The following is a 24769-nucleotide window of genomic DNA, read 5'->3' on the forward strand; positions in this document are numbered from 1 at the left end:
CGATCAAAAGTTGCTTCGCTTCAAGCTCTCTAAATCCGGTAAATCCGGCGAAAGCATGAATCGCAGGCGAAGTATGAGCCGCTCGGCGCAGATCAGTTCAAATTGCCGATATTGCTGCTGAGCGAGGTCCCGCCGAGCGTGCGCAGTTGCAGGCTGACGAGAAGGGTCTTGGAGGTATTGAGGTCGGTATAGGCCTCGCGGATCTCGGTATAGGCGATCGAGAAGGTCGTGCACTCGTCGTCATAGGCGATGCCCACGCCATTGCCGGCCATCTGGTCCTGCTCGATGTCCCACGCGATCGATCCAAACACGCGCCAGCTCTCCGTGAACTGCCATGACGCGCGGCCGCTGACCGTGTTGGTCGTTTCAGTCTGGTCGCTGCTGCCGATCGCGGGAACGTCGCGCATGTAAAGATAGGAGGCCGATGCCGTCACGTCGCCGAGCTTGCCGGTTGCGACCAGCTGCGCCTGGTTGACGTCGAAGGTCTCGGCATCGACGCGGCCGCGTGCGGTCAGGAAGTAGCCCATGCCGCCATCAAACGTCATGCTGCCCACATAGTCGGACACATTGTCCTGCAGGCCTGACACGGTGCCGGTCTGGGTCAGGTCCTCGACCGCGAAGGAGTTGAGACCGGCCACCTGATAGGACTGACCGACGACGCCCTGCACGGTTGCGACCGAGCCTATATTCGCGAGATAGCGGAAGCCGGCATTGATACGGGTGCCACCTTCGACACGGTCATAGCCGGAGAATTTGTCCCAGGCGAACAGCGTCGAATCGTCGAAGACAAGGCTCTGCGCGTCTTCGTTCGGCAGCTGTCCTGCCATGCCTTCGTTCGGGCGCACAATCATCTGCGCGATCGGCTCGAAGACGAAGGAGGAGGACATGGCCGAGGCCATGATCGGCCAGCGCCACTCCATGCCCACCGCCGGCATGGCGCGGGAATAGGAGCCCTGGTCGCTGATTCCCGGGATGATCTGGTCTTCGTCGAGATAGAAGGCGTCCGCCTGCAGATAGGCAAAGGGCTTCAGCACCATGCCGACAGGACCCATGACCGTGCTCTGCCACGTCCAGTTCGTGCTGGCACGGTTGAAATTGCCGGAAAGGCCGAGCACCGGGTCGCCATATTGATAGACGCCGGTATTGGCCTGGTCGATATAGTCGAGCTCCGAGCGCTGCAGGCTGGTGACGTTGTTCGTCATGGTCAGCTGGCCGCCGAGGATCGTCTTGTCGAAGATGTAGTTCTGATCCATCACCGGGCGCACGATCGCCTGGCGGCCCTGGTCATAGCTCGGGTCGGTGCTGTTGGTCAGGACCTCGAAATAGTAGCCGCGCAGGTCGAGATAGTTGCGCTCCGACATGCCGGTGAGGTGAACCGTCGAAATCGCGACGTCCGACGCGCTGTTGAGCACCTTGTAGTCGCGGCTGAACGTGCGGTCGCTCAGGAGCGTAGCATCCCAGCCGAAGGCCCACTGACGGTTCAGGTAGAATTCGCCAGTCGTCCGCGCGCCGCCACGCCATTCCACGTCGCCCGAATTGCGGGTGCCGCTGGCGATGAAGGCTTCGGGATTGCGCTGATGAATCCCGGCCATTTCGAGGGTGTACTGTCCGTAATCGAGGCGATGACGCCACTCGGCATCGAGCAGGAAGCCCTGGTTCGTATAATAGGCCGGCGAGAAGGTGATGTCGTAATTGGGGGCCAGCGCCCAGAAATAGGGCGTCTTGGCGAAGGCGCCGAGGGCCGAGGTGTAGCCGGCCGACGGGAACAGGAAGCCGCTCTTGCGCTTGACGGTCGGATCGGGCGCCGAGAAAGCGGGGAAATAGGCGACCGGCAGGCCGAAGAACTCCAGCCGGGCACTCTTGAAATAGATCATGTGCTCGTTGTGATCGGCAATGATGCGCGCGGCCTTCACCTGCCAGATCGGAGCTTTCTTCGGGTTCTCGCGGCAGGGTTCGCAAGCCGTGTAGACGCCGCGATAGAATGTCGTCGTCTTGCCCTGGTCGCGATAGGCCTTCTCGGCCGCAAAATGGGTCTGCGTCGGCGTATCGAGGCGGAGCGCCGTGACGAAACCGGTCGCAAAATCCTCCGTGATGTCGATCGTGTCGGCCGTCACGATCGCGCCCGTACGGTCGACAATCTTGACGCGGCCGTCGGCCGTCATCTTGCGGTTCTTCTGGTCGTATGTGACCCGGTCGGCCTCAAGGGTATAGCCGTCATAATACATCTTGACCCCGCCGACCGCGGCGACGGTCGACTTGTCATAGTCGTAGACGAGCTGGTCCGATTCGAGCAGCATCTGCGCGCCCTTGGTGGGCGTGGGCATGCTGTCAACGGCGAAGCCGAGCGTGCCGGGATTGGCCTGCGCGAGCGCCTCGCCCGAAAGCGGGCCCAGGACTGCCAGCGCGGCCAGCGCCACGAGCGCGAACGACTTATTCCTCAGGCGGGAGAAGGTACGCATCACAGGCCCGAGAGGTGCGGAAATACGACTCATCCGTCCTCCCGATAGAGCAGCACGGTGACGCTCGCGAGCGTTGCGACAAGCGAAGGGGTCCAAGCAGCAACGGCAGGCAACACAGTGCCGCTCCTCCCTAAACCATTGGCCAATTCGGTCACAACATAAAGCACGAAGCCCACGATCACGCCAGTCAGAATCACCTGCCCGAGATCACGCGAACGGGAGAAGCGGAGCGACACGGTTGCCGCCACCAGCACCATGGCGAGGAAGAGCAGCGGCTGTGCCAGCAGGGACTGGTAACGCATCTCGTAGCCGTCGCTCGGAACGCCCGATTTGTTTGATATTTCAATGAATTGCGGCAGGGACCAGAACGAGATCGTATCGGGATCCGCGAGCTGCTGGCTGACCTGATCGGGCGCCAGATCCGTCGGCAGATCGAAGGTCGCGACCGGTTGTGGCAGGATCCCGGTCTGCGTCACGGTTGCGTCGTGAAGGACCCACTTATTCCCAGAAAGTTCAGCCGAGCGCGCGTCCACGCGCTTGTCCAACCGCCCGCCCGGATCGAAGACAAAGGCGGTGACTTCGACAAGCGACAGGCCGCGATTGAAACTGTTCTTGGCGCCGAGAATCGAGCTGCCTTCGAGCCCCGATTGTCGGAGCCAGATCGGCTTCTGCTGAGTCGCCCCGCCAATGTCCTGAACTCCGACGCCCGCCGTCAGCTGATTGAAGATCGCGACCGACTCTTCCTTCAGCATCGTCGCGAACGGGTTGAACAGCGTCGTCGCCATGATCCCGAAAATGACGGCGACGCCGCCGGCCGGCAACACAAACTGCCAGGCCGAGAGGCCCGAGGCGCGGGCGACGACCAGTTCGAGCTGCCTGTTGGCCATGACGAAACTCGCCATCGCCGCAAAGAGGATCGTGAAGGGCAGGGCGCGTTCGATCACGGTCGGGACGCGTGAGAGCGAGACGAGCAGATAGATGAGGGGATCGAAATTGTCGCGCTTGGCCGCGCGACGCGCGAGTTCGAGATAGTCGATGAAGGCGATCAGCACGAAGACGACGATGAAGATGATGATCGCCGTCTTCGCGAAGCGGCGGGCGAAATAGAGGGTGAGGGTCGGGTTGCGCATCATTCGCGATCAGGCCTGGCCACGAGCCTGGCGCCGCTGCGCCCGCCGCTCGAAGAGATCGCCGATGAGGGCCGAGATGCCGTCGAGGGCCGAGAAGCGCAGTCCGCCGAGAATGGCGCCGAGGACGAGCACGATGGAAATGATGGGTAAGGCATAGAGCACCGGAAAGAGCCAAGGCTCGGTGGCCGAAAGACCGGCGAGGACGAGCCCGCCGATTCGCAGAAGTGTAGCGACGACCACGGTCACGAGCATGACGACGCCGCGGCCCTGGCGCGTCGTCTGCGCCTGTCCCATCGTGGCGACCGGCAGCAAGGCGAAGAGCAGGGCATAGAGCGGGCTCGACAGGCGATCATGGAACTCGGCCGCAAAGGAATCCGGCCGCTTCTGGTACTCGGGATCGTTCGGCTCCGGTGAGAGCAGATAGGCCGTGTCGCGCTCGCCGGGCTTGAACGCCGGCTGCTGGCTCGCCGCGCCGAAGGTCGACATGTCGAAGGCGTAGGATTCGAACTCGATGATCGACATCGAACCCTTGCTGACCGAGCGCTGCTGGATCGTTCCGCTCTGCATGACCAGGAAGGTGCCGAGCGGGTTCTTCAGGATCGTGCCGCGATTGGCGATGTAGACGGAGCTCTGGTCGGGGTCGCGCTCGTCCTGGATGAAGATGCCTTCGAGCGTGCCATCGGGCCGGCGGTCGCGAATATGGAACACCAGGCTGTCGCCGATCGGCATGAACGCACCTTCCTGGATGAAGGACGAGATCAGGTCGGTATTGATGCCCGCGAGCATGGTCCGGAACGACTGCATCGACCGGGGAACCAGATAGATCGACATGATGGCGACGACGACCATCGCCAGGAGCCCGAGCGTCGCCGCCGGCTTCAGCAGCGTCGCTTGCGAAGCGCCGCTCGCATTGATGATCACCAGTTCGGAATCGGCGTTGAGCTGATTGAACGTGTAGATGACGCCGATCAGCACCGCGACGGGGCAGACGATCAGAAGCAGCCCGGGAAAAATGAGGCTCGAGACCTGAAAGAAGGTCACGAAACTCTGGCCCTTGGCCGTCACCAGGTCGAGTTCGCGCAAAGCCTGGCTCAGCCAGACGGTTCCGCCGAGGCCGCCCAGGCTCAGCAGGAAGGCGCCGAGCATGCGCTTGAATATGTAACGGCCGATCAGCTTCATCTCAGCTTCGAACGCCTCGTGATCCGGAGCCCCGCACGGAATTATCGGAGGAAGCACGGCAGAAAAAAGTCGACGCCGATTCGTGGCGCTCGGATGCGGTCTTGTGCACGCTCATGGGTGAAGCATTTTGGTGAATGAACCCCCAATGAAGAGCGTTAACGGTTCGTGAACATCTACCGCGAACGCTCCGGACTTGCCAGACCCGCCGATCGAGGCACATTGTCGTTTCCCGAAGCCTGTTGCCGGCAAAGTTCGCACCGAACTTTTCGTGATTGCCGCCCCCGATATCTAATGACCCCCCAGTTCCAAGAGAGTCCCTGAATGACCGAGCGTCCCTCCATTTCATTCCACAAATCCGCCACGCCGGAGGCCGGCACTGTGGTGCTGTTCACGGACGAGACGCTGGCGCTCGGGCCGTCGGCTGCGACGCTCGGCATTGCGGAGCTTTTCGCCAAGGCGGCTGCGACGGCGGAGTTCAAGGGCAAGAGCCTCTCCGTGCTCGACCTGCTGGCGCCGGCCAATGCAGCCTTCGATCGTCTGGTGGTGGTCGGTCTCGGCAAGGCCGCCACACTGGCTGAGCTCGATTGGGCGCGCCTCGGCGGCGTGATCATCGCCGCCCTGCGCAAGGGTGAATCGGCGCTGCTTTTCGCCGAAAGGCCTGACGGGACAGCGATTTCGCCGGACCAGCTGGCCGATATCGGCCTCGGCGCCGTGCTGCGCGCCTATACGTTCGATCGCTACAAGAGCAAGAAGAACGGCGAGGCCAATGGCAATGGCGCGGCCACCAAGCCGCCGGCCTCCCTCGGCATCATCACGCCGGATGCGTCGAAGGCCAAGAAGGTCTGGGCGAGCCGCTCCGCCGTTGCAGATGGTGCGATCCTTGCTCGCGATCTGGTCAATGAGCCGGCCAACGTGCTTGGCCCAGTCGAGTTTGCCGAAAAGGCCGCGGCGCTCGAGGCGCTCGGCGTCACGATCGAGACACTGACCGAAAAGCAGATGAAGAAGCTCGGCATGCGCGCCCTGCTCGGCGTCGCGCAGGGGTCCGTCCGTCCGCCGCGCCTGGTCGCCATGCGCTGGAACGGGTCGAAATCGAAGGACAAGCCGATCGCTTTTGTGGGCAAAGGTGTCGTATTCGACACAGGCGGCATTTCAATCAAGCCGGCCGGCGGCATGGAAGACATGAAGGGCGACATGGGCGGTGCCGCCGCGGTGGTCGGGCTGATGCATGCGCTTGCCGCGCGTGACGCCAAGGTCAACGCGATCGGCATTATCGGCATCGTCGAAAACATGCCCGACGGCAATGCGCAGCGCCCCGGCGATATTGTCGAGGCCGCGTCCGGCGTTACCATCGAGGTGATCAACACCGATGCGGAAGGCCGCCTCGTGCTCGCCGACGCGCTCTGGTACGTCCAGAAGGAATATGAGCCGCGGGTCATCATCGACCTCGCCACCCTGACCGGAGCGATCATTGTCGCACTCGGCCATGACCATGCCGGCATGTTCGCCACTGACGATGCGCTCGCGGCCGCTCTCTCCAAGGCTGGCGAGGCGACGGGCGAGAAGGTGTGGCGCATGCCGCTCGGCGCCGCCTATGACAAGCAGATCGAGTCGAAATTTGCCGACATCAAGAATACGGGCGGCCGCGACGCCGGTTCGATCACGGCGGCGCAGTTCCTGAAGCGGTTCGTCACCGATGGGACGGCCTGGGCGCATCTCGACATTGCCGGCACTGCGATGGGCTCGCCGCAGAGCGAGATCAACCGCTCCTGGGCCTCGGGCTGGGGTGTGCGACTGCTCGATCGGCTCGTCGCCGATAATTACGAGGGCTGAGGCGGCCGAATCGCCCAGCGGAAATGTACGGCCGGCACCTTGGATGCCGGCCCGAAGGGCGCCGTGACTTCGCCGGTTGCGGTGAAGGGGCCGAGCGACTCATAAGGCATGAATGGATAGGGCAGCGCGGCGTTCCAGACGACCAGGACGCCGTCCCTGGCGATGCGCTCGGCATCGACCCAGGGGTTGATCCGCGGAATGGCCTGAACGAAGACCGAAGGCGCGTCGGGCGAATAGGTCGAGACCAGACCGCTCTCCCAGGTATCGCCGGCGACGAGCTTGAGCGGCTTGCCGGTCTCCTCGCGCCAGATGGCGGTGAGCTGTTGCGCCAGTTCGGGTGACGGCCAGGCGGTGCGGAGTGGCGCTGCGCCGATTGCCGGCCCCAATAGGCTTGCGAAGCCCAGCGCCAGCGGCGTCGCCACGAACAGCGCGAGCCATGCGCCGAGCATGGCGGGCAGGCGGCGCTGGACATAGACTGGTCTGATCCAGAGCAGCAGCGCCAGGCTGAGCCAGACGATCATGGGCGCCCCCCACATATCGCGGAGGCCTTCGCCCGTGACCGTCGAGATCAGCGCCGATATGCCGATTGGCGCGACGGCCAGTACGGTGACGTAGCGTCGGATCGAGGGCTCGGCGGTGAAGCTGACCGCACCGACGGTCGATCGGCCGGCCCATGCGCCGCCGCCGATCGCGAGAACCGCGAGCGCCGCAATGTGATCCAGGATTTGCACCGCCGTGAAGCCGATCGGCCGCATGAATCGGCCAAGCGCGCTCAGTTCGTCCGCCCGCTCGACCGCATAGGTCACCGGCAGCCAGCCCGACTGCCAGAGCCAGTAGAAGTGTGGTGCGCTGAGGAGCAGCGAGATGGCGGTCGCCAGATAGGGTCCGGCGCTGCGCAGTCGCGCGCGCCCCAATGGCTGCGTCAGACCCGCCACGATCAGCGTCAGGACCAGGATGGCGGCGGAATATTTGGCATAGACGGCAAGGCTCAGCAGCAGGCCGAGCAGCACCCACCAGCCCATCCTGTTGCGCTCGATCGCGCGCCAGAAGACGAACGCGGCCCAGGCCCAGATCGGCAGCTGGACGATATTCGCGTTGAATTCCGGCGCGGCGATGTTGGCGTAGAAGACCAGGCTGAACAGCAGGACGGCGAGCAGGCCCGCGCGCTCGTCTCCGATCTGTCGGCCCATCAGAAAGATGGGAATGAAGGTCGCGGCGATGGCGGCGGGACCCAGAAGGAAGAGCGGCCAAACGGCGCCGCCGAAGACACGAAGCCCCAGCTCGACGGTCCAGACCTGAAGCGGCGGATGCTTGTAATAGCCGAGCTGCAGGTCGCGGCTCCACGCGATGTTCTCGATCATGTCGAGCGACTGCGACCGGAACAGCAGGACAGGGATCAGCGTCCACAGCAGGACCTGGCCAAGCAGGACCCAATAGAAGAACTGCAGCGGGCGATGCTCGAAATACCAGGCGAGCCGACCGCCGAGGCCGGTCGGCATCAGATCAGCGCGAGGCGCATGGTCGAGCTGAACAGTCAATTGAGGCCTCGACACATCAAACACGATACCCGGCAAACCGATGCTGTGCCCGGCAATCCAGCGCTACGCAGTCGGAGAGATACCCCACGCGTGACCCATACAACGCTTTCCGGCTGGAGGGCAGGGGGCAGGTGCAGGAGCCGAGTGTTCGCTCCCGCGTCGCGGTGCTAGGGTCCCGACATGACCGACGTGCTGTTCTACCATCTGCAGCGACAACCGCTCGAAGCCGTGCTGCCGCCGCTCCTCGAAAAATGCTTGGAGCGGCGCTGGCGCGTGGTTGTCGCGACGGGTTCCGTCGAACGCTGCGACGCGCTCGACGCGCTGCTTTGGACCTATCGCAGCGAATCATTCCTGCCGCACGGAACCTGGCGGGATGCGGCTGCTGCGCTCCATCCGGTTGTGCTCGCGGCACAGACCGTCAATCCCAACCGGGCGAATGTGCGATTCGCCGTTGATGGCGCCCCCCTGGGACCGGTCGGCGATTTCGAGCGCGTGGTCGTCCTCTTCGACGGCAACGATCCGGACGCGCTGGACCAGGCGCGCTCCGCCTGGCGCGAAGTGAAGACGGCCGGCCATGCGGCGACCTATTGGCAGCAATCCGAGCACGGCCGCTGGGAGAAGAAGGCCTAGGCTGGAACGCCCCAGCCTCGACCCCATTCGCGAGCGAACCGGCTCAGTCGGCTTCGACCGCAGCGGCTTCCTCTTCGTAGCGCGTCGAGAGCTCGAGCCAGGTCTCTTCCTGCTCGCCGAGCTTTCGCACCGCATCCGCCCTGTCCTTGGAGAGGAAGGCGGCCTTGGTCGGTGCGCCGCTATAGAGGGATGGATCAGCCAGCGCCGCGTCGAGACGCTGAATCTCTTTCTTCAGCTTCTCCATCAAGGTCTCGATATCCTTGATCCTTTTGCGCAAGGGGGCGAGCCCCGCACGGCGCTGCGCCGATTCGCGGCGCCGCTCCTGCGCCGAGGGGCCCTTGGCGCTTTCGCCGCCGCCACTCCTGGACCGCGAATCCGATCCCTGGACGATCAGGCTGCGATAATCATCCATATCGCCTTCGAAATTCTCGACGCCGCCATTGGCGACCAGCAGGAGCCGGTCGACGGAGGCCTCGATCAGGTGGCGATCATGGCTGATCAGGATGACGGCGCCCGGATATTCGTTGAGCGCCTGCGTCAGCGCCTCGCGGCTGTCGATGTCGAGATGGTTGGTCGGCTCGTCGAGGATCAGGAGATTGGCGCCGCGGAACGTGGCGATGCCGAGCAGCAGGCGCGCGCGCTCGCCGCCGGAAAGGTCGCGCGCCGGCGTATCCATCTTGGCGGTGGGAAAGCCCATCGCGCCGACGCGCGAGCGCACCTGGGCCTCGCTCGCGTCGCGCATCAGCATCCGCACATGCTGCACGGCCGATTCGGCCGGCTGCAGATCGTCGAGCTGGTGTTGGGCGAAGAAGGCGATCTCGAGCTTGTCGGCGCGGCGCATGGTGCCCGAGAAGGGCGCGAGGCGGCCGGAGAGGAGCTTGGCGAAGGTCGACTTGCCATTGCCGTTGGCCCCGAGCAGGCCGATGCGATCCTCGGTATCGATCCGCAGGTCGAGCCGCTTCAGGATCGGCTTGTCGGTCTCATAGCCGACCGAGACGTTGTCGAGCGCGATGATCGGCGGCGCGAGGATCCTGGCGGGCGGCGGGAACGAGAAGGGCGTGACGTCCGAATCGACGATGCCGGCGATCGGCTGCATCTTTTCCAGTGCCTTCATGCGCGATTGCGCCTGCCGTGCCTTGGAAGCCTTGGCCTTGAAGCGGTCGACGAAGGCCTGAAGATGCTTGCGCTGGTCGTCCTGCTTCTTCTTCAGCTTCGATTGCAGCGCCTGCTTCTCGCGGCGCTGGCGATCGAAGCTGTCATAGCCACCGCGATAGGCGACGAGCTTGCCCTGGTCGAGATGGACGATCATGTCGACGGCGCGGTTCAGCAGGTCGCGATCATGGCTGATCAGGAAGACCGTGTGCGGATAACGCGCCACGTAGTTTTCCAGCCACATCGTGCCTTCGAGATCGAGATAGTTGGTCGGCTCGTCGAGAAGCAGCAGGTCCGGCTCCGAGAACAGGACGGCGGCGAGTGCCACGCGCATGCGCCAGCCACCCGAAAAGGCGGAGCACGGGCGCAACTGCGCCTCGGCGTCGAAGCCGAGGCCCGAGAGGATGGTTCCGGCCCGCGCCTCTGCGGCATGGGCGCCTATATCGGCGAGGCGGATCTGGATCTCGGCGATGCGATGCGGGTCCGACGCTGTCTCGGCCTCCGCCATCAGCGCGGCGCGCTCCGTATCGGCCTGCAGCACGAACTCGATCAGCGATTGCTCGGTGCCCGGCGCTTCCTGGGCGACCTGGCCGATCTTCACGCCGCGTGGAAGGCCGATAGTGCCGCTCTCCGGCGCGATATCGCCGGTGACGAGCTTGAACAGCGTCGTCTTGCCGGTGCCATTGCGCCCGACAAAGCCCGCCTTGACGCCATCCGGCAACGCGATACTCGCGCCGTCCAGAAGGGTGCGGCCGGCTATTCGATAGGTGACTTCATTGACGTGCAACATGGCCGGCTATGTGCCGTGCCACGGCGATGAGCGCAAGGCCGGATGCCGATGAATCCGACCGGCTAGTTGCGGTTCTCGATATCGCGGATGATGAGATCGCTGTGATAGGCGGAGAGCTCGTAGCAGAGCACCAGCTCGTTATGGGCCGCATCATAGAGCGACGTCACTGCGCCGCAGCTCTTGGCCCGCACGGTTGGCGGCGAGGGCAGGGCGAAGTCACGGGCGAGGCGGTCGGCCACTTCTTCCAAAACGCGGTTGTCCTGCAGGATGGTCGCCTCGACGCTCTCGCCATCCGTCGGCTCGTCATAAGTGACTGCAATGGTGGTTGCAGCCTGGCCATCGACATGGCGGAGCGGCTTCAGCATGTCGGTCCAGCGTGACCGGACAGTCTGGTACGACGTCGCGCAGCGCGCACGCGCCGCGCTGTCGAGCCCGGAGGCATCGGCGACATCGGAAAAGCCCTGCGGGTCCGCGCCGACCATGTCGCAGATGATCGCGTCGGTCCGCTCGCCATCGAGCGCGTGCCGGTCGGGCAGCGCGACGTCGATCCCGTTGGCCGACGCCGTCTGGTGACTGGAAAGATGCCAGCTGTCGATGGCGTCGACCAGGGTCTGGTCGCCCGCTCCCGATCGCGGTTCCAGCAGCGTCACGGTCGCGAACTGATCGGCGCCGCTCTCGCCATTACCGGCTGCAATGCCATAGCGTTCCATCATCATGTGGCCCGCCTGATGGTAGAGCGCGAAGACCGCATTTCCGACGACGAAATCGACGATCTCGGCCTTGTCGCTATCGCTCAGCTCGCGCGGCGAGGCGATATCGACAATGGGGGCAGCGGCCTGCGCAGCCGTGGCGACGAGGCCGACGGCCAGGACGGCGGAGAGGCGGAGCCATGAGATTCGCGATCGCGTGAACATCCCTCATAGCTGCTCCGGCGGTCGGCCTGAATCAAGCGATGAAGGTCACATCCCCCGATAAAATTCGGGCGCCAAATGCAACGGCCCGGCGTGACGCTTCGTCAGCCGAGCCCCATTCTCGTCGCGCGCTGGAACACGATCAGGTCCAGGCTCTCGCACGCATCCCGTCCACCGACCCGCGTCAGAATGGCCGTCGCCTGCCCGCGGTGGTGGGTCTGGTGATTGAAGACATGGAGGAGCGCCGAGCCGAGTGGCTGGGTGACGTCGACCGGGTTGCTGATGGGCTGGTAGGTGAAGTTCCCCGCGAGTTCGGCTTCGCCCAGCCGATCGATGAACGCGATCATGCGGTCGTCCTCCGCCTGCCGCAACTCTGTCAGCGTGGCGATGTCGTCCGTCAGGATTTCGTCCAGCCGGGTCTGCACCGGACCGTCGCCGGTCATCCGGCGAAGCCAGATCCGATCGGTAACGACGAGATGGTTGAGCGTGCCGTTCAGCGAATGGAAGAACGCTCCGTGATCGGCGAGATAATCGTCGCGCGAGACCGCCGCAGCCGCCGCATAGAGCCGAGCATTGGCCCATTTGTTATAGGCGGCGAACATCGCGAAATGGGCCTTCATGGCGCTCCTCCCCCAGCAGTGTCGTCGGCAAACTCACGTTTGCGGTGCTTTGCGTTCTACGAATGCGGATCATCTCCCGCAAGCGGCACTCTTGCCGGATTCCGGCCGCGCAGCTATACACGCCGCGACTTCACCCACCCCAATAGATAGGACGGACTATGGCGATCGAACGCACCTTTTCGATGATCAAGCCCGATGCGACCAAGCGTAACCTGACCGGCAAGATCACCGCGAAGCTCGAAGAGGCGGGACTGCGCGTCATCGCTTCGAAGCGCGTATGGATGTCGCGTGCTCAGGCCGAGGGCTTCTACGCCGTCCACAAGGACCGTCCGTTCTTCGGCGAACTGGTCGAGACGATGACAGCCGGCCCGACGGTCGTGCAGGTTCTGGAAGGCGAGAACGCCATCCTGAAGAACCGCGAAGTCATGGGCGCGACCAATCCCGCCAACGCTGCCGAAGGCACGATCCGCAAGGAATTCGCCCTTTCGATCGGCGAGAACTCGGCTCACGGCTCGGATGCTCCCGAGACCGCCGCTCAGGAAATCGCCTACTGGTTCTCCGGCGTCGAACTCGTCGGCTGATCAAGTCGCTCTAGAGCTATTCATCGTTTCTTTGAATCGATGGATAGCTCTAACTCTTTGGTTGATCGCGTTTCCTTCACGCGAACCGCATTCCACTTCGCTCGGAAACGCTCTAGAAGATGAAACGGCCGGGCATTGCCCGGCCGTTTTTGTCAGTTCTGCCTGTCGTCGCGCACCGTGCGACGGTGGACCCAGCGGTCGATGATGTTGAACGTCAGGTCGTTCACGTCCTTGTTGAACGTCTCGACGCGGCTTCCTAGCAGCAGGAAGCGTCCGCGCAGTGCAGCCTTGATGACCGGAACGCGATCGACCTTCGGGCTCTCCTGAATGCGCATTCCGTCATTGAGCCCGCGGCGCTCGTTCATTTCCAGTCGATAGTCGTCATAGGCCGATCGCAGAAATGCGATCACCATGCCCAGTGCGCCGCTCAGGAATCCGGCCAGGATCGTGCGAAACTGGTAGTCGTTGAATCCCTCGACGTCGGAATAGAGCGCCCAGGTCGTCAGGGCTGCCACGAAGCTGGCTGCGAGGCCGGACACGAAGGCAAGCCAGAAGCTTCTCGTGAACAGCCCGACGACGACCGCAATCACGGCCGATACGATCATCTCGTCCTCTCCTTGCCCCCGGCCAAAAGAATGCCGCATTCAATGTGAGGCGCCAAGATGGGAGCAAGAAATTGAATAAAGGTTACCAACAACTTAGGATCTAGGTTAGAGCTGTCATGACCGCCTTTTGGTAGGCTGGGCGTGTCGCCAGCGCCTGATACCAGGCGGAGAGATGAGGCAGGTCCGGGCGCTCGATCGGCATGGCGAACCAGCCATAGATGAAGCAGCCAAGCGGAATGTCGCCGATGCCAAATGCGGCGCCGGAGAGGAAGGGCTGCCGCGAAAGCGCTTCATCCACGATCGCGAGCAACTTGCCGCAACGCTCAAGTCCCTGTGCCACGGCCGCCATGTCCCGCTTTTCTGGCTCGGTCCTGACCATGTTCCAGAAGACATCGCGGAACGAGGCGGCAAACGAGCTGGTCGTCCAGTCCATCCAGCGATCGCCCTCGGCGCGTTCGGCCGGATCGTCGAGCCAGAGCGTCCCGGCGCCATATTTCGCGGCCAGGTATCGGACGATCGCATTCGATTCCCAGAGGATGAGATCGCCGTCGCGAATGGTCGGCACGAGGCCGTTCGGGTTCATGGCGCGATAGGCGGCGTCATCGACGATGCCGAAGGCGCCACCGGCCGGGATATGCTCATAGGCAAGGCCAAGTTCCTCCAGGCACCAGAGCGCCTTCTTGACGTTGTTGGAATTGCCGCGGCCCCAGATGGTCAGCATGGTCGGTCTTTCATTGTTGCGTTGTCGGCCTAGGTGACCGCGATCTCGTCGAGGAACTCATCAAGAAAGCGGCGGAGACGATCCTGCCGGGTCGCGGCCAATCGGGCGCCGGCCATGGTCTGGAACCCGCTTGCGAGCTTCAGCAGCTTGGTCTCGAAATGATCGATGGCAAAGCGTTTATCGTCGAGCGGGCGGTGCTCCGCCCTCGGGTCTGCCGGATCATAAAGGCCGCTGCCGAGCCGCCCGGCAATATAGAAGCACCGTGCGACGCCGACCATTCCGATGGCGTCGAGCCGGTCGGCATCCTGCAGGATCTTCGCCTCTATCGTCTCCGGCGGGATACCGGCTGAGAAACTGTGGGCGGTGATGGCGTGCGCGACGGCATCGATCACTGTCGGTTTCCATTCGAGCGCGGTCAGGATTTGCGTCGCCTTCTCCGCCGCAAGCCGGGACGCCTGCGATCGCGATGGCGCATTCTTTTCGACCATGACGCAATCGTGCAGGAGCACGGCGGCGGCGAGTATAGTGCGGTCGCCCCCTTCCTCGGCCTGGATCGCCGCGGCGCTCTTCCAGACCCGTGCGAGATGGGCGACGTCATGCGAGCCGTCATTGCCCGCGACGGCATGGGGCAGGAGTTCCGCGGCCAGTGCCGCGTACGGGTTGAAGAGCGCGGCCGATTGCTCAAGCGAAAACATGGTCAGATGGGGTTCTTCCAGCGCGCTTCGGCGTCGTCGTCGCTCGATTTTGCCGCAACCCAGCCTGATGGACCGGTCGCCTTATGCTCCTTCTTCCAGAAGGGCGCGTGGGTTTTCAGGAAGTCCATGATGAACGAAGCGGCCTCGAATGCAGCCTGCCGGTGCTTCGACGCGGTTGCGACGAGAACGATGACCTCTCCGGGCCTCACTTTGCCGTAGCGATGCCGTACGGCGATGGTATCGACGTCAAAGCGCGCCGCCGCACTTTCGGCGATCCGCGTGATCTCGGCCTCGGCCATGCCAGGATAATGCTCGAGCTCGAGCGCCTCAAGCGTGCCGCCTTCGTCGCGGCAAAGGCCCGTGAAGGTCACGACCGCGCCGATATCGGTGCGGCCTGCGGCAAGCTCAGCGGTTGCGGCAGCCAGATCGATCGGTTCGGCCACGACCGCAATGCTCAGATGGGCCACGATCTCAGCCCCCGGTCATCGGGGGGAACAGGGCGACCTCGCGCACGCCTGCGATGGAAGCATCGTGCTCGGCGTGAAACTGGTCGAGCGCCACGCGCACCGCCGTGGGATCGGTCAAAGCCTGTTCATAGGCATCGCCGCGCGTGCGGAGCCAGCGCAGCAGATCGCCGACTGTCTCGACGGTCGCTGGCGGCTCGATCGTCTCCTCGGCGGCGCCGATGCGCTCGCGGACCCAGGCGAAGTAGAGGAGCCTCATGGCTCCTCCTCCAATATGTGGCCGAGCCCGGCGCGGAAATAGTCATAGCCGGTATAGAGGGTGAGGAGCGCCGACAGCCAGAGCAGGACGAGACCGATCGTGCTCGTATAGGGGAAATAGACGTCTCCGGCGGGACCGGCGAGCAGGAAGCCGATCGCAACCATCTGCGTCGCGGTCTTCCACTTGGCGAGCCGCGTCACAGGCACGCTGACGCGGAGCTCGGCCAGATATTCCCGCAGGCCCGATACCAGGATCTCGCGCGAAAGGATGATGACGGCAGCCCAGATCGCGACGCCGCCGATCGTGCGCTCGAAGACGAGAGCCAGCAGGCAGGCCGCGACCAGAAGCTTGTCGGCGATCGGATCGAGCATGCGGCCAAGCGAGGATTGCTGGTGCCAGATGCGCGCGAGATAGCCGTCAAGATAGTCGGTGATGCTCGCGATCGTGAACAGCGCCAGTGCAATCCAGCGCCAATTGTCCTGGCCGCCGACGACACAGAACACGACGAGCGGCACGGCGACGATGCGGCCGTAGGTCAGAATATTGGGGAGCGACAGCAGCAAGGCCCGCTGCGGCCGTTTCGCCTCGAAGGTGCGAATTTCGCTCATGGATGCTCCGGCGTTCGAACCCTCATATCGCATCCGGGCCGGCACCTGCCAAGCGGGTGCGACGCGATAGGGCACGATCGGCTCGTTTCAGCGTGGAGTGTAGACTCGCAGCCACCGAATAAGCCATCAAGAACGTTCCAAGTCGGCCGGTTCGGCCCGGGGGTCAGCGATTAAGGGGTTCGAGGAGATAATTCCGCCATGCGCCATTGGATCGAGCATCTGAGAGCGTCCTTGGGATGGTCGATATCAGGCGTCATCATTCTGTTCCGGGGCGAGGTGTCGGCGCGGATGGAATTCGCCGCTGCGATTGTCTGCCTGCTCTGGCTGACTGCCATCGGACGATCGCTGGCGGAAATCGCTGTCTTCGTAATCTGCGCCGGCGCCGTGCTCGCGCTTGAATCGCTGAACAGCGCCATCGAACTCATCGTGGATGACGTCTCGCCCCAGCGCTCGGAATTTGCACGCCGCACCAAAGATCTAGGCTCGGCTGCCGTCTTCTTCATGCTGACGGCAACCGGTCTTTACGTATTGGCGCTCTCGATCGGAGCGTTCGTCGCCGGAGTCTGATCGGGCTCAGGCGCTGCGGAGCGGCTTCAGCGCTTCGCTCCACTTGATCAGTTCGTCGAGCATTCCCTTGGCGCTCGCGATGATCAGATCGTTCGGGACCAGTTGGCCCTCTGCATTGATGAGCTGCCCGACCATCGGGATCGCGACGCCTTCGGCGAGCGGCACCACGCCGAGCGTGGTCATGAGCAGCTTTTCCGACTGGGCTGCGCGCAGGCCGCCCGAAACGCCGCCATAGCTGACGAGCCCGGCCGGCTTGTATTTCCATTCCTTGAACACGTAGCTGAATGCATTCACCAGCGCCGGCGGGGCGAAGTAATTGTATTCCGGCGTCACGAAGAGGAAGGCGTCGGCGGCATTGACGGATGCGCTCCAGGCCTTGGTGTGCTCGTGCTGATATTGCTGCAGCCGCGGGTGATGCGGCTCGTCATAGACCGGCAGGTTGAAATCGGCGAGGTCGACGAGGACCGGCTCGAACTTGCCGTGCTCCTTCGCATACTCGAAGATCCAGTTCGCGACCTTGGGGCCGACGCGGCCCGGACGCGTACTGGCGATGATGATGTGGAGCTTATGCGCCATGGCGGAGCATCCCTGGAAATGACGAGTGAAACGAAGGGTAGGTGACTGTCAGCGCTGCAATGCAACACGACTAACTAGACTGTGCCTATCGCTTCGGACAAGGCCCCGCGACGGAGCTGGTAGCACCGATGCGCCGCTCTCCTTCCCCGGCCGATCCGATGCGATGATCACGACAGCCGGTTGGCATGTGAGCGCCGTCTGGCTATGTCTGCCGGTCTGAACACGCATTTCACCGTGAGGACATCATGACCGATACGCTTCCCGACCGTCTTTCGAGCGATCCCCGAAGCCCGTTCTACAATGCCGAACTGCTCGAGCGCGGCGTTGGAATCCGCTTCAAGGGCGTCGAGAAGACCAATGTCGAGGAATATTGCATCAGTGAAGGCTGGGTGCGCGTTGCGGCCGGCAAGGCGCGCGATCGGTTCGGCAACCCGCTCACGATCAAGCTGACGGGAACGGTCGAGGCCTATCTCCGCGAGGAAGATGCGCCGGCACAGGAGACCTAGGCGCCGGCGTCGCCTGGATCCAGATCGCTGCTCGGCCGCTGAACAAGACCGTGGCCGAGCGCGATGCGTTCGTCGAACACGAAGCACTCGCCGCGCCAGAGGCTCTCCTCCTCCGGCACGGTCTCGAGATATTTGAGTATGCCGCCCTTCAGGTGGAAGACTTCCTCGAAGCCCTCGGCGAGCAGGTAGGAGCTCGCCTTCTCGCACCGGATTCCGCCCGTGCAGAACATGGCGACGCGTTTGTGCTTCCCGGGGTCGAGGGTGCGGCTGACGAATTCGGGAAACTGCGAGAACTTACGTGTCTCCGGGTCGACGGCCCCGGCAAAGCTGCCCATCTCGACTTCGAAGCGATTGCGCGTATCGATGAGAAGGACGTCCGGGTCGCTGATCAATGCGTTCCAGTCCTCCGGCTCGACATAGGTGCCGACCCGGCGCGTCGGATCGACCTGCGGCTTGCCCAGGGTAACGATCTCGTCGCGCAGCTTCACCTTGAGCCGCTTGAACGGCATGGTCACGGCGCCGGAGAACTTGATCTCCATGGCGCCGAAGCGCCCGCCATAGATCGGATCGCTGCCGAGGGCGGCCAGAAAGCCGTCGATCGCCTCGGCCGTCCCCGCGATGGTGCCGTTGATGCCTTCTTCCGCAATTAGGAGTGTGCCCTTGATGCCAAGGCCACTGCATAGCTCGAGCAGGGGTGCCTGCAGAGCCTGATGGTCGGGGAGGGAAACAAACTGGTAGAGGGCGGCGACCCGAAAGGTCGTGGTGGCATCGGTCACGGTAGGGATTTTCACTTCGATATTGGCTTCAGCGTCTCCATAACACGGGTCCTTTTGGCACGAAATCGGCGCTACCCCTCAAAATCCGATCCTGCGCTTCCTATATCGCGATCACGTTGCCCTTCGATGGGCCTATGAGATTGGGGAAGAGTGATGGGTTTTCTGAAGCGTTCCACCATGGTTGTCGCTGCACTCGCGCTCGTCATGAGCATGGCAGCCGTGGGTGACGCAGAGGCGAGACGCGGCGGCAGCTTCGGCAGTCGTGGCGTTCGCACCTATCAGGCGCCTCCTGTGACAGCGACTGCGCCCAAGGCTGCGGCGCCGGTCCAGCGCTCCGTGACGCCGCAGAGCCAACAGACCAATGCGGCTGCGGCTGGTGCGGCGCAGGCGGCACGCCCCGGCTTCTTCGGAGGCTTTGGCGGCTCGATGTTGCGCGGCCTGATGATTGGCGGCCTGATCGGCATGCTGCTCGGCCACGGGTTCGGCGGTTTTGCTGGCGCGCTTGGCATGATCGTGCAGATCGCGCTGCTCGCGCTCGGTGCCATGCTGCTGATGCGGTTTCTGGCCAATCGCCGCCAGCCGTCTCCCGCTGGCGGGCCCTCCTTTCTCGATTCGTTCGCGGGTGCAGGCCTCGGCGCCAATCCGCTCGGCGTTGGGGCGGGAGTCGGAGCTGCTGCACCGCGCGCCGCTCCGGCGCCGTCCAAGGGCGGTGACGAGATCGGCCTGAATCCGGCCGACTTCGATCGGTTCGAACAGTTGCTGGCCGAAATCCAGGGCGCGTTCGGCCGCGAGGATTATGCGGCGCTGCGCGAGCGCACCACGCCGGAGATCATGTCGTTCCTGGCCGAGGAATTGAGCCAGAACGCGACCAATGGGCTGCGCAACGAGGTCTCCGACGTCAAGCTGTTGCAGGGGGATCTTGCCGAGGCCTGGCGCGAGGGCGACGCTGATTACGCGACGGTCGCAATGCGTTATGAGAGCCGCGATCTGATGCGCGAACGCGAGGGCGGGCGAGTCGTTGCCGGCAACGCTGATGCCGTCACCGAGACGACCGAAATCTGGACCTTTGTCCGTCGAAGCGGCGGCGATTGGAAGCTGTCGGCGATCCAGGAGACCTGATCGTTCGATCTCGAAAGGGCAGGCCCGACGCAGTGTCGGGCCGGTCGCAGTAAATTGATGGTTGGCGTGTGTTTTTCTGCGCCATTTGCCAACCGATGTGCTAACAGAGCGCCCTTGGAGCGCTGAATCGGGCGCAACACGCGCGGGTCTATGCGATCCGCTTCAAACAGGATTGGATACGACTTGCAGGTTTTGGTTCGTGACAACAATGTCGATCAGGCGCTCAAGGTCCTGAAGAAGAAGATGCAGCGCGAAGGCATCTTCCGCGAGATGAAGGCGCGCAGCGCCTACGAGAAGCCGTCCGAGAAGCGCGTTCGCGAGAAGGCCGAGGCTATCCGCCGCGCCCGCAAGCTCGCTCGCAAGCAGGCGATTCGTGAAGGCCTGATCGCTGGTCCGAAGCCGAAGCCGCGTACGGCTGCCGGCGCTGGTGCGCCGCGTCGCTAAGATTGTCGCCGTGCCCTGACGGCGACGTTCATTCTCGTCGCCGCAGGTCGAAACGAGCGAATGCAAGCAGTTCGACCGGGGCTTGAAAGGTACGATATGGCCGAAGCAGAAGGTGCGCGCGAACGGGCGGAAGCCAGGTTCGAGAAGACGCAGCAGAATGCACGCGAAGCTGCCAAGGCGTCGGCTGAGTATGAGGCCGAGGGTCGTGCTCTTCGTAACCGCACCGCCGCTCTGCGCGAATTGCGGATGGCCAAGGAGGCGGCCGATCAATTGGTCGCCGACGAAAAGAAGGCGGCCAAGGCGCCCGTGAAGAAGCGGGCTCCGAAGAAGGTCTGATTGGCCGAACTGACTGAAATGAAACAAGGGCGCTTCTGGCGCCCTTTTTCTTTGCCCGTTTGGTCCGGGTTGCTCGTGTCGAATTGGTCCGGGTTGCTCGTGTCGAATGAGTCTCGGGCCGGTCTGTCGCCCGAGCCTCATCGAACGGGCCAATCAACCGTCGTGATTCGTCGGCACCGTCCGGACACAAAAAAGGGGCGCTCGAAGCGCCCCTTTTCCAACCTGCCGTGCCTTACGGCACGAAAGACTTACGCCGCGCGGATGTTGACCGCGTTGGGCTTGCCCTTCTTGGGGTCCATCTTGGACTCGAAGGAGACCTTCTGGCCTTCGCGCAGCGAGCTCATGCCCGAACGCTCGACTTCCGAGATGTGAACGAAGACGTCGGCGCCGCCGCCCTCGACCTCGATGAAGCCAAAGCCCTTGTCATTGTTGAAGAATTTCACGGTACCATTTGCCATTTGTAAGCTCCTGTCACGCCAAAGCGTTCTTTGTCGACGCCCGATGCGCCAACTCCAATCCGAATTCAGCGATGTCCTGCGAAGCTGCCGCAAACGGCAGAAATGAAGGCAATGCCTGTCGAACGTTCGTCACCATACGCGCAAACGATCCCAGGAGCAAACTATCCTTGGTCGAAAGGCATTTTAACCCCGGGATCCGTCGATCGTGTATTTCGGCAGCATGACGTGGATCCCCTTGTTGACGTCGACGGTCTGCGTGACCGCGAGATCGGCGGCGATGCTGCACAGGCTGTAGGCGTCCTCGCGCGACAAGGTCGTGCGCGAGACGATGAAGGCGATCATGGCACGCAACGCCTGCTTGGCGGCATCGTCCAGATCCTCATCAAAGCCCATCGTCATATAATGCGTCGGGGTCTCGGCCCACGGGAGCTGCAGACCGGTGCCCTTCTCGACGGTCAGCCGCATGGTCCCTGATAGCGCTGTCTCGATTGCCGTGACGCAGACCTCGCCATTGCCCTGCATGGCATGGCCGTCGCCAACGGAGAACAGGGCACCGTCGTTGAAGACAGGAAGATAGAGCGTCGTCCCGGAGACGAGTTCCTTATTGTCGATATTGCCGCCGAAGGAGCGGGGAACAACGGAACTGACGCTGCCCCAGGCAGGAGGGGGCGCCGTTCCCATGACGCCGAAGAAGGGGGCCGCGGGCAGCTCGAGACCCCAGGGCATGCTGACCACGCCGCGCTCGCGGTCGATGCCGGCATGGAGCAGGCGATAGGTGTCGAAATCCTCCTGCAGCGTGCCGAAGAGCGGCGCGATGACGTTCCAGCCCCAGTTCTGGCGCAGCTTGATGTCGAGGATTTCGACCTTCAGCGTATCGCCCGGCTCTGCACCCTCGACGAAGAACGGACCCGTCATGAAGTGCGGGCCGGGGCCCTCCGGCATGTTGTCCAGCACGGCGCGGTGATCGGCGAGGACTTCCATGGCGGGATCGGTCGGCAGATAGGCCGCGTCACCGGAGAGCGTATCGACGGTGATCGTGTCGCCGGACCGGATGCGCTCGATCGCGGGAATCTTGGCGTCGAAATAGCCCCAGTGAACGGTTTCGCGTGTGGCCGCGATCGAATGGTTCCGAGACATGGGCACCTGGCTGGATGGACGGGAGAGGGAGAGCGGAGCCCATCCTGCGTGATCCTTCGCATTGCAGCAAGACCGCCACCGCCACGGCGACACGCGCCCGGCTGGCGCGCGCGACTGTCGCGCACTAACTTCAGATCATTCCAAATTGACGTTCAGACGAGTCTGCCATGTCCGCCAATCCCGTCGCATTGTCCGCCATCGGCTTCGATGCCGACGACACGCTCTGGCAGAATGAGCACTTCTACAGATTGACCGAGGGCCGGTTCACCGAATTGCTGGCCGATCACGGCGAGGCGGCGGATATTTCAAGCCGATTGCTCGAGGCCGAGAAGCGCAATCTCAAGATCTATGGTTTTGGCATCAAGGGCTTCACGCTCTCGATGATCGAGACGGCGATCGAGCTGACGGATGGGCGGGTTTCGGCGTCGGTGATCCAGAAGATTCTCGATGCCGGGCGCGACATGCTGGGCCATCCGGTAGAGACGCTGCCCCACGCGCGCGAAGCTCTGGAGCGCCTTTCCGGCAGCTATCGTATCATCCTGATCACCAAGGGTGATCTGTTCGATCAGGAGCGAAAGCTGGCGCAATCCGGTCTCGGCGATCTGTTTGATGCGGTCGAGATCGTCAGCGACAAGACGGCTGCAACCTATGAACGGATCTTCAGCCGTCACGCCAACGGTCCGGCCTCGAGCATGATGGTCGGCAATTCACTGAAATCCGACGTGGTGCCGGCCATCGAGGCCGGGGGATGGGGCGTCTATGTCCCGCATGCTCTGACCTGGTCGTTCGAGCATGTCGAGCCGCCGGCCACCGAACCGAGATTTCGCGAGATTGCCGATTTGGGCGAACTGGCCGCGCTCGTCGGCCGGATCGCCCATCCGGACTGAGATCACTCCGCGGCGACGAAATCGGCGCCCGGCATGAAACCGCCGGTAGCTGGTGCCTTCGGGTCACCCGGAGCGGTTTCCCACCCGAGATCCGGCAAAACCGCCGCGCGATTGCCCCGGATATCGACGCGCAGGACGATGTGATCGGTCTTCTCGAGATGCTTCAGCCGGCTGCGTGCGCGCCCGGCTGAATGCGTGCCGCAGCGATGGGCGAGTTCCAGGTCGGACGGGCAGGGGGCATGCGTCAGGGCGGCGCCGGCCATGATCATGTAGATCATCTGCGTCTCCTCGGGCAGTTGCCGTGCGATCTCGATCGCACGCTCCCAATCCGACGGGTCGACCGAATCATCGTCTATCCCCGCCCGCGCGACGTTCAGCAGGAATTTGAACTCGGCCAGGGGCAACGGAGCCCCGCCAATGCGCTCGATTCGGCCCCGGACCAGGAAGTCCTGATAGAGCGCAGCCTCGGTCCGGAACGTCGCCTCCGGTTCGGCGATGATCGCGCGGATGATCGAACGGAACGCCGCCGCACGTTCCTCCGGTGGCAGGCCGGGCGCAATCTCCTCGGCGGCGGCCGCCGGGCGCTCGCGCACCAGCTGCTCCAGGATCTCGTTCGTCGTCGGCGCCGGAGGCGAGGGAGGCCGGCGTTCGATCTGCGGCCGCGCCGCCTCGACGGGAACCGGCGCGAGAATGAGTTCGCGCGTCTCTTCGGTCGACTGGCCTGGCAGCGGCGTCAGCTTTGGCGTGCCGGCGCGCGGCTGCGTCTCAACCGTGCCAACCGAGATCGGCAGCGGCCGGCGGGAGAGGGCTGGACCGAGCGCGACAAAATGGCCGCGCTCCAACTCGCGGAATGTCTCCGCCTGCCGCCGCTCGAGTCCGAGCAGATCGGCGGCGCGCAGCATGTCGATATCGAGGAAGGTGCGCCCCATGAGGAAGTTCGATGCCTCGGCGGCGACGTTCTTGGCGAGCTTGGCAAGGCGTTGCGTCGCGATGATGCCGGCCAGACCACGCTTGCGTCCGCGGCACATCAGATTGGTCATCGCGCCGAGCGAGAGCTTGCGCGCTTCCTCCGACACCTCGCCCGCGACAGCCGGCGCGAAGAGTTGCGCCTCGTCGACGACGACCAGCATCGGATACCAATAGTCGCGCTCGATATCGAAGAGCGCGTTCAGGAAGGTTCCTGCGGCGCGCATCTGCATATCGACGTCGAGGCTCTCCAGATTGAGCACGGCAGAGACGCGATGTTGCCGCACGCGACGCGCGATCGTGTCGAGTTCGGCCAGACCGCGTTCAGCGTCGAGGACGACATGGTTGAACTTGTCGGCGAGGCTGACGAAATCCCCCTCGGGATCAATGATGACCTGCTGGACGTAAGGGGCGCTCTGCTCGATCATGCGCCGAAGCAGATGCGACTTGCCCGAGCCGGAATTGCCCTGGACGAGCAGGCGCGTCGCCAGCAATTCCTCGACATCGAGCAGTGCCGGAGCACCGGCGCCCGGCGACGCGGAAGTCCTGCCCAGCTCGATCTTCATGCCCGTCCTTCTTCGTTGGTATCCAACCGAAAACACCTATCACGCCGGCGGCCCCGATCCCCAGAAGGTTGGGCACTGAGTCCACAGGATCGGTCAACCTTCTTGGTGATTCTCGTGCCGCGTCACCTTGGTCACTCAGGATGAGCCCCGGCGAAGGGGAGGCATCGCGCTCCGTCTCATGCGGGCGCATAGTCGGAGACGATGGCCCGGCTCCGATGGATCGAAGGCTCAGGCGTGAATTGATCCGTGCGGGCAGTGA

Annotated in this window: 27 protein-coding genes; 9 read left to right on the forward strand and 18 right to left on the reverse strand. The window is 63.6% G+C overall.

Going from position 1 to position 24769, the window contains the following annotated elements:
- Positions 1-92: 92 nt before the first annotated feature.
- Genes QO014_RS00685 through lptF form a run of 3 tightly spaced genes read right to left on the reverse strand, consistent with a single transcriptional unit; the run spans position 93 to position 4768 of the window.
- Complete coding sequence (locus QO014_RS00685; protein WP_266346728.1) at positions 93-2492, reverse strand: LPS-assembly protein LptD; 2400 nt, start codon at positions 2490-2492, stop codon at positions 93-95.
- Positions 2489-3592, reverse strand: a complete 1104-nt coding sequence (gene lptG / locus QO014_RS00690; RefSeq protein ID WP_266346729.1) for an LPS export ABC transporter permease LptG — start codon at positions 3590-3592, stop codon at positions 2489-2491. Before lptG ends, QO014_RS00685 begins: the two co-directional genes overlap by 4 nt.
- 6 nt (positions 3593-3598) lie before the next feature.
- The gene (gene lptF, locus QO014_RS00695; protein ID WP_266346730.1) at positions 3599-4768 is read right to left on the reverse strand and encodes an LPS export ABC transporter permease LptF; all 1170 of its coding nucleotides are present in this window, start codon (positions 4766-4768) and stop codon (positions 3599-3601) included.
- 321 nt (positions 4769-5089) lie between these two features.
- Between lptF and QO014_RS00700 the strand changes: the two genes are divergently transcribed.
- Positions 5090-6598 (forward strand): leucyl aminopeptidase, encoded by a 1509-nt coding sequence (locus QO014_RS00700; RefSeq protein WP_266346731.1) that lies wholly within the window; start codon positions 5090-5092, stop codon positions 6596-6598.
- Here the strand turns inward: QO014_RS00700 and QO014_RS00705 are convergent.
- Positions 6586-8136 carry a glycosyltransferase family 39 protein gene (locus QO014_RS00705; RefSeq protein WP_266346732.1) on the reverse strand — a complete coding sequence of 517 codons (1551 nt, stop codon included), beginning with the start codon at positions 8134-8136 and terminating at the stop codon, positions 6586-6588. The two genes, QO014_RS00700 and QO014_RS00705, sit on opposite strands and share 13 nt — an antisense overlap.
- Positions 8137-8316: 180 nt before the next feature.
- Here QO014_RS00705 and QO014_RS00710 point away from each other — a divergent pair, with 180 nt between their 5' ends.
- Positions 8317-8766: a DNA polymerase III subunit chi gene (locus tag QO014_RS00710; RefSeq protein ID WP_266346733.1), complete on the forward strand. Its 450-nt coding sequence runs from the start codon at positions 8317-8319 to the stop codon at positions 8764-8766.
- Positions 8767-8809: 43 nt separating this feature from the next.
- Here QO014_RS00710 and QO014_RS00715 read toward each other — a convergent pair whose 3' ends face one another.
- The 3 genes from QO014_RS00715 to QO014_RS00725 form a co-directional block, all read right to left on the reverse strand.
- The gene (locus QO014_RS00715; RefSeq protein ID WP_266346734.1) at positions 8810-10708 is read right to left on the reverse strand and encodes an ABC-F family ATP-binding cassette domain-containing protein; all 1899 of its coding nucleotides are present in this window, start codon (positions 10706-10708) and stop codon (positions 8810-8812) included.
- Positions 10709-10770: 62 nt separating this feature from the next.
- A complete protein-coding gene (locus QO014_RS00720) occupies positions 10771-11622 on the reverse strand; it encodes a DUF4344 domain-containing metallopeptidase (RefSeq protein ID WP_266346735.1) in 852 nt (283 codons plus the stop codon).
- 101 nt (positions 11623-11723) lie between these two features.
- The gene (locus tag QO014_RS00725; protein WP_266346736.1) at positions 11724-12239 is read right to left on the reverse strand and encodes a DinB family protein; all 516 of its coding nucleotides are present in this window, start codon (positions 12237-12239) and stop codon (positions 11724-11726) included.
- Between the two features lie 158 nt (positions 12240-12397).
- Here QO014_RS00725 and ndk point away from each other — a divergent pair, with 158 nt between their 5' ends.
- Positions 12398-12820: a nucleoside-diphosphate kinase gene (gene ndk / locus QO014_RS00730; protein ID WP_266346737.1), complete on the forward strand. Its 423-nt coding sequence runs from the start codon at positions 12398-12400 to the stop codon at positions 12818-12820.
- Between the two features lie 152 nt (positions 12821-12972).
- Here the strand turns inward: ndk and QO014_RS00735 are convergent, their stop codons facing one another.
- From QO014_RS00735 to pgsA, 6 genes are all read right to left on the reverse strand, one after another.
- Positions 12973-13425, reverse strand: coding sequence for a hypothetical protein (locus QO014_RS00735; protein ID WP_266346738.1), 453 nt, complete (start codon positions 13423-13425; stop codon positions 12973-12975).
- 100 nt (positions 13426-13525) lie between these two features.
- On the reverse strand, positions 13526-14146 hold the full coding sequence (locus QO014_RS00740; protein WP_266346739.1) for a glutathione S-transferase family protein: 621 nt from the start codon (positions 14144-14146) through the stop codon (positions 13526-13528).
- A gap of 29 nt (positions 14147-14175) precedes the next feature.
- Positions 14176-14841 (reverse strand): HD domain-containing protein, encoded by a 666-nt coding sequence (locus QO014_RS00745; RefSeq protein ID WP_266346740.1) that lies wholly within the window; start codon positions 14839-14841, stop codon positions 14176-14178.
- A 2-nt stretch (positions 14842-14843) separates the two neighbouring features.
- Entirely contained in the window at positions 14844-15311 is a 468-nt protein-coding gene (locus QO014_RS00750) for a molybdenum cofactor biosynthesis protein MoaE (RefSeq protein WP_266347751.1), read from the reverse strand.
- A 1-nt stretch (position 15312) separates the two neighbouring features.
- Positions 15313-15564: a molybdopterin converting factor subunit 1 gene (gene moaD / locus QO014_RS00755; RefSeq protein WP_266346741.1), complete on the reverse strand. Its 252-nt coding sequence runs from the start codon at positions 15562-15564 to the stop codon at positions 15313-15315.
- Positions 15561-16172, reverse strand: coding sequence for a CDP-diacylglycerol--glycerol-3-phosphate 3-phosphatidyltransferase (gene pgsA, locus QO014_RS00760; protein ID WP_266346742.1), 612 nt, complete (start codon positions 16170-16172; stop codon positions 15561-15563). Before pgsA ends, moaD begins: the two co-directional genes overlap by 4 nt.
- Before the next feature lie 198 nt (positions 16173-16370).
- Between pgsA and QO014_RS00765 the strand changes: the two genes are divergently transcribed.
- Positions 16371-16739 (forward strand): diacylglycerol kinase, encoded by a 369-nt coding sequence (locus QO014_RS00765; RefSeq protein WP_266346743.1) that lies wholly within the window; start codon positions 16371-16373, stop codon positions 16737-16739.
- 6 nt (positions 16740-16745) lie between these two features.
- On the opposite strand, the gene QO014_RS00770 is transcribed toward QO014_RS00765, so the two are convergent.
- A complete protein-coding gene (locus QO014_RS00770; protein WP_266346744.1) occupies positions 16746-17315 on the reverse strand; it encodes an NADPH-dependent FMN reductase in 570 nt (189 codons plus the stop codon).
- A gap of 245 nt (positions 17316-17560) precedes the next feature.
- Between QO014_RS00770 and QO014_RS00775 the strand changes: the two genes are divergently transcribed.
- Positions 17561-17821 (forward strand): DUF3297 family protein, encoded by a 261-nt coding sequence (locus QO014_RS00775; RefSeq protein WP_266346745.1) that lies wholly within the window; start codon positions 17561-17563, stop codon positions 17819-17821.
- Here the strand turns inward: QO014_RS00775 and trhO are convergent.
- Positions 17818-18597, reverse strand: coding sequence for an oxygen-dependent tRNA uridine(34) hydroxylase TrhO (gene trhO, locus QO014_RS00780; protein WP_266346746.1), 780 nt, complete (start codon positions 18595-18597; stop codon positions 17818-17820). The genes QO014_RS00775 and trhO overlap by 4 nt on opposite strands.
- Before the next feature lie 153 nt (positions 18598-18750).
- On the opposite strand from trhO, the gene QO014_RS00785 reads away from it, so the two are divergent.
- The 3 genes from QO014_RS00785 to QO014_RS00795 all read left to right on the forward strand — a co-directional run bounded on the left by QO014_RS00785 (position 18751) and on the right by QO014_RS00795 (position 20496).
- Positions 18751-19716 (forward strand): Tim44 domain-containing protein, encoded by a 966-nt coding sequence (locus QO014_RS00785; RefSeq protein WP_266346747.1) that lies wholly within the window; start codon positions 18751-18753, stop codon positions 19714-19716.
- A 183-nt stretch (positions 19717-19899) separates the two neighbouring features.
- Positions 19900-20160 (forward strand): 30S ribosomal protein S21, encoded by a 261-nt coding sequence (gene rpsU, locus QO014_RS00790; RefSeq protein WP_266346748.1) that lies wholly within the window; start codon positions 19900-19902, stop codon positions 20158-20160.
- 96 nt (positions 20161-20256) lie between these two features.
- Positions 20257-20496, forward strand: coding sequence for a hypothetical protein (locus QO014_RS00795; RefSeq protein WP_266346749.1), 240 nt, complete (start codon positions 20257-20259; stop codon positions 20494-20496).
- A 248-nt stretch (positions 20497-20744) separates the two neighbouring features.
- Here QO014_RS00795 and QO014_RS00800 read toward each other — a convergent pair whose 3' ends face one another.
- Both QO014_RS00800 and QO014_RS00805 read right to left on the reverse strand, forming a co-directional pair.
- Positions 20745-20954, reverse strand: coding sequence for a cold-shock protein (locus tag QO014_RS00800; RefSeq protein ID WP_104218294.1), 210 nt, complete (start codon positions 20952-20954; stop codon positions 20745-20747).
- 183 nt (positions 20955-21137) lie between these two features.
- Positions 21138-22091, reverse strand: coding sequence for an acetamidase/formamidase family protein (locus tag QO014_RS00805; RefSeq protein ID WP_266346750.1), 954 nt, complete (start codon positions 22089-22091; stop codon positions 21138-21140).
- Positions 22092-22258: 167 nt separating this feature from the next.
- Here QO014_RS00805 and QO014_RS00810 point away from each other — a divergent pair, with 167 nt between their 5' ends.
- On the forward strand, positions 22259-22978 hold the full coding sequence (locus QO014_RS00810) for an HAD family hydrolase (protein WP_266346751.1): 720 nt from the start codon (positions 22259-22261) through the stop codon (positions 22976-22978).
- Positions 22979-22980: 2 nt separating this feature from the next.
- On the opposite strand, the gene QO014_RS00815 is transcribed toward QO014_RS00810, so the two are convergent.
- Complete coding sequence (locus QO014_RS00815) at positions 22981-24510, reverse strand: ATP-binding protein (RefSeq protein WP_266346752.1); 1530 nt, start codon at positions 24508-24510, stop codon at positions 22981-22983.
- Positions 24511-24769: the final 259 nt, after the last annotated feature.

The organism is Kaistia dalseonensis, from assembly GCF_030814715.1.
Lineage (GTDB): Bacteria > Pseudomonadota > Alphaproteobacteria > Rhizobiales > Kaistiaceae > Kaistia > Kaistia dalseonensis.

What these genes read in the sequence shown, in the direction of transcription:
- QO014_RS00805 (WP_266346750.1), bottom strand. Translation starts at nt 22,091, where the DNA reads ATGTCTCGGAACCATTCGATCGCGGCCACACGCGAAACCGTTCACTGG.
- QO014_RS00685 (WP_266346728.1), bottom strand. Translation starts at nt 2,492, where the DNA reads ATGAGTCGTATTTCCGCACCTCTCGGGCCTGTGATGCGTACCTTCTCC.
- ndk (WP_266346737.1), top strand. Translation starts at nt 12,398, where the DNA reads ATGGCGATCGAACGCACCTTTTCGATGATCAAGCCCGATGCGACCAAG.
- QO014_RS00765 (WP_266346743.1), top strand. Translation starts at nt 16,371, where the DNA reads ATGCGCCATTGGATCGAGCATCTGAGAGCGTCCTTGGGATGGTCGATA.
- QO014_RS00770 (WP_266346744.1), bottom strand. Translation starts at nt 17,315, where the DNA reads ATGGCGCATAAGCTCCACATCATCATCGCCAGTACGCGTCCGGGCCGC.
- moaD (WP_266346741.1), bottom strand. Translation starts at nt 15,564, where the DNA reads ATGAGGCTCCTCTACTTCGCCTGGGTCCGCGAGCGCATCGGCGCCGCC.
- QO014_RS00720 (WP_266346735.1), bottom strand. Translation starts at nt 11,622, where the DNA reads ATGTTCACGCGATCGCGAATCTCATGGCTCCGCCTCTCCGCCGTCCTG.
- QO014_RS00740 (WP_266346739.1), bottom strand. Translation starts at nt 14,146, where the DNA reads ATGCTGACCATCTGGGGCCGCGGCAATTCCAACAACGTCAAGAAGGCG.
- QO014_RS00725 (WP_266346736.1), bottom strand. Translation starts at nt 12,239, where the DNA reads ATGAAGGCCCATTTCGCGATGTTCGCCGCCTATAACAAATGGGCCAAT.
- QO014_RS00810 (WP_266346751.1), top strand. Translation starts at nt 22,259, where the DNA reads ATGTCCGCCAATCCCGTCGCATTGTCCGCCATCGGCTTCGATGCCGAC.
- QO014_RS00795 (WP_266346749.1), top strand. Translation starts at nt 20,257, where the DNA reads ATGGCCGAAGCAGAAGGTGCGCGCGAACGGGCGGAAGCCAGGTTCGAG.
- QO014_RS00775 (WP_266346745.1), top strand. Translation starts at nt 17,561, where the DNA reads ATGACCGATACGCTTCCCGACCGTCTTTCGAGCGATCCCCGAAGCCCG.
- QO014_RS00745 (WP_266346740.1), bottom strand. Translation starts at nt 14,841, where the DNA reads ATGTTTTCGCTTGAGCAATCGGCCGCGCTCTTCAACCCGTACGCGGCA.
- QO014_RS00700 (WP_266346731.1), top strand. Translation starts at nt 5,090, where the DNA reads ATGACCGAGCGTCCCTCCATTTCATTCCACAAATCCGCCACGCCGGAG.
- QO014_RS00715 (WP_266346734.1), bottom strand. Translation starts at nt 10,708, where the DNA reads ATGTTGCACGTCAATGAAGTCACCTATCGAATAGCCGGCCGCACCCTT.
- QO014_RS00800 (WP_104218294.1), bottom strand. Translation starts at nt 20,954, where the DNA reads ATGGCAAATGGTACCGTGAAATTCTTCAACAATGACAAGGGCTTTGGC.
- QO014_RS00710 (WP_266346733.1), top strand. Translation starts at nt 8,317, where the DNA reads ATGACCGACGTGCTGTTCTACCATCTGCAGCGACAACCGCTCGAAGCC.
- pgsA (WP_266346742.1), bottom strand. Translation starts at nt 16,172, where the DNA reads ATGAGCGAAATTCGCACCTTCGAGGCGAAACGGCCGCAGCGGGCCTTG.
- QO014_RS00815 (WP_266346752.1), bottom strand. Translation starts at nt 24,510, where the DNA reads ATGAAGATCGAGCTGGGCAGGACTTCCGCGTCGCCGGGCGCCGGTGCT.
- lptG (WP_266346729.1), bottom strand. Translation starts at nt 3,592, where the DNA reads ATGATGCGCAACCCGACCCTCACCCTCTATTTCGCCCGCCGCTTCGCG.
- QO014_RS00735 (WP_266346738.1), bottom strand. Translation starts at nt 13,425, where the DNA reads ATGATCGTATCGGCCGTGATTGCGGTCGTCGTCGGGCTGTTCACGAGA.
- QO014_RS00785 (WP_266346747.1), top strand. Translation starts at nt 18,751, where the DNA reads ATGGGTTTTCTGAAGCGTTCCACCATGGTTGTCGCTGCACTCGCGCTC.
- lptF (WP_266346730.1), bottom strand. Translation starts at nt 4,768, where the DNA reads ATGAAGCTGATCGGCCGTTACATATTCAAGCGCATGCTCGGCGCCTTC.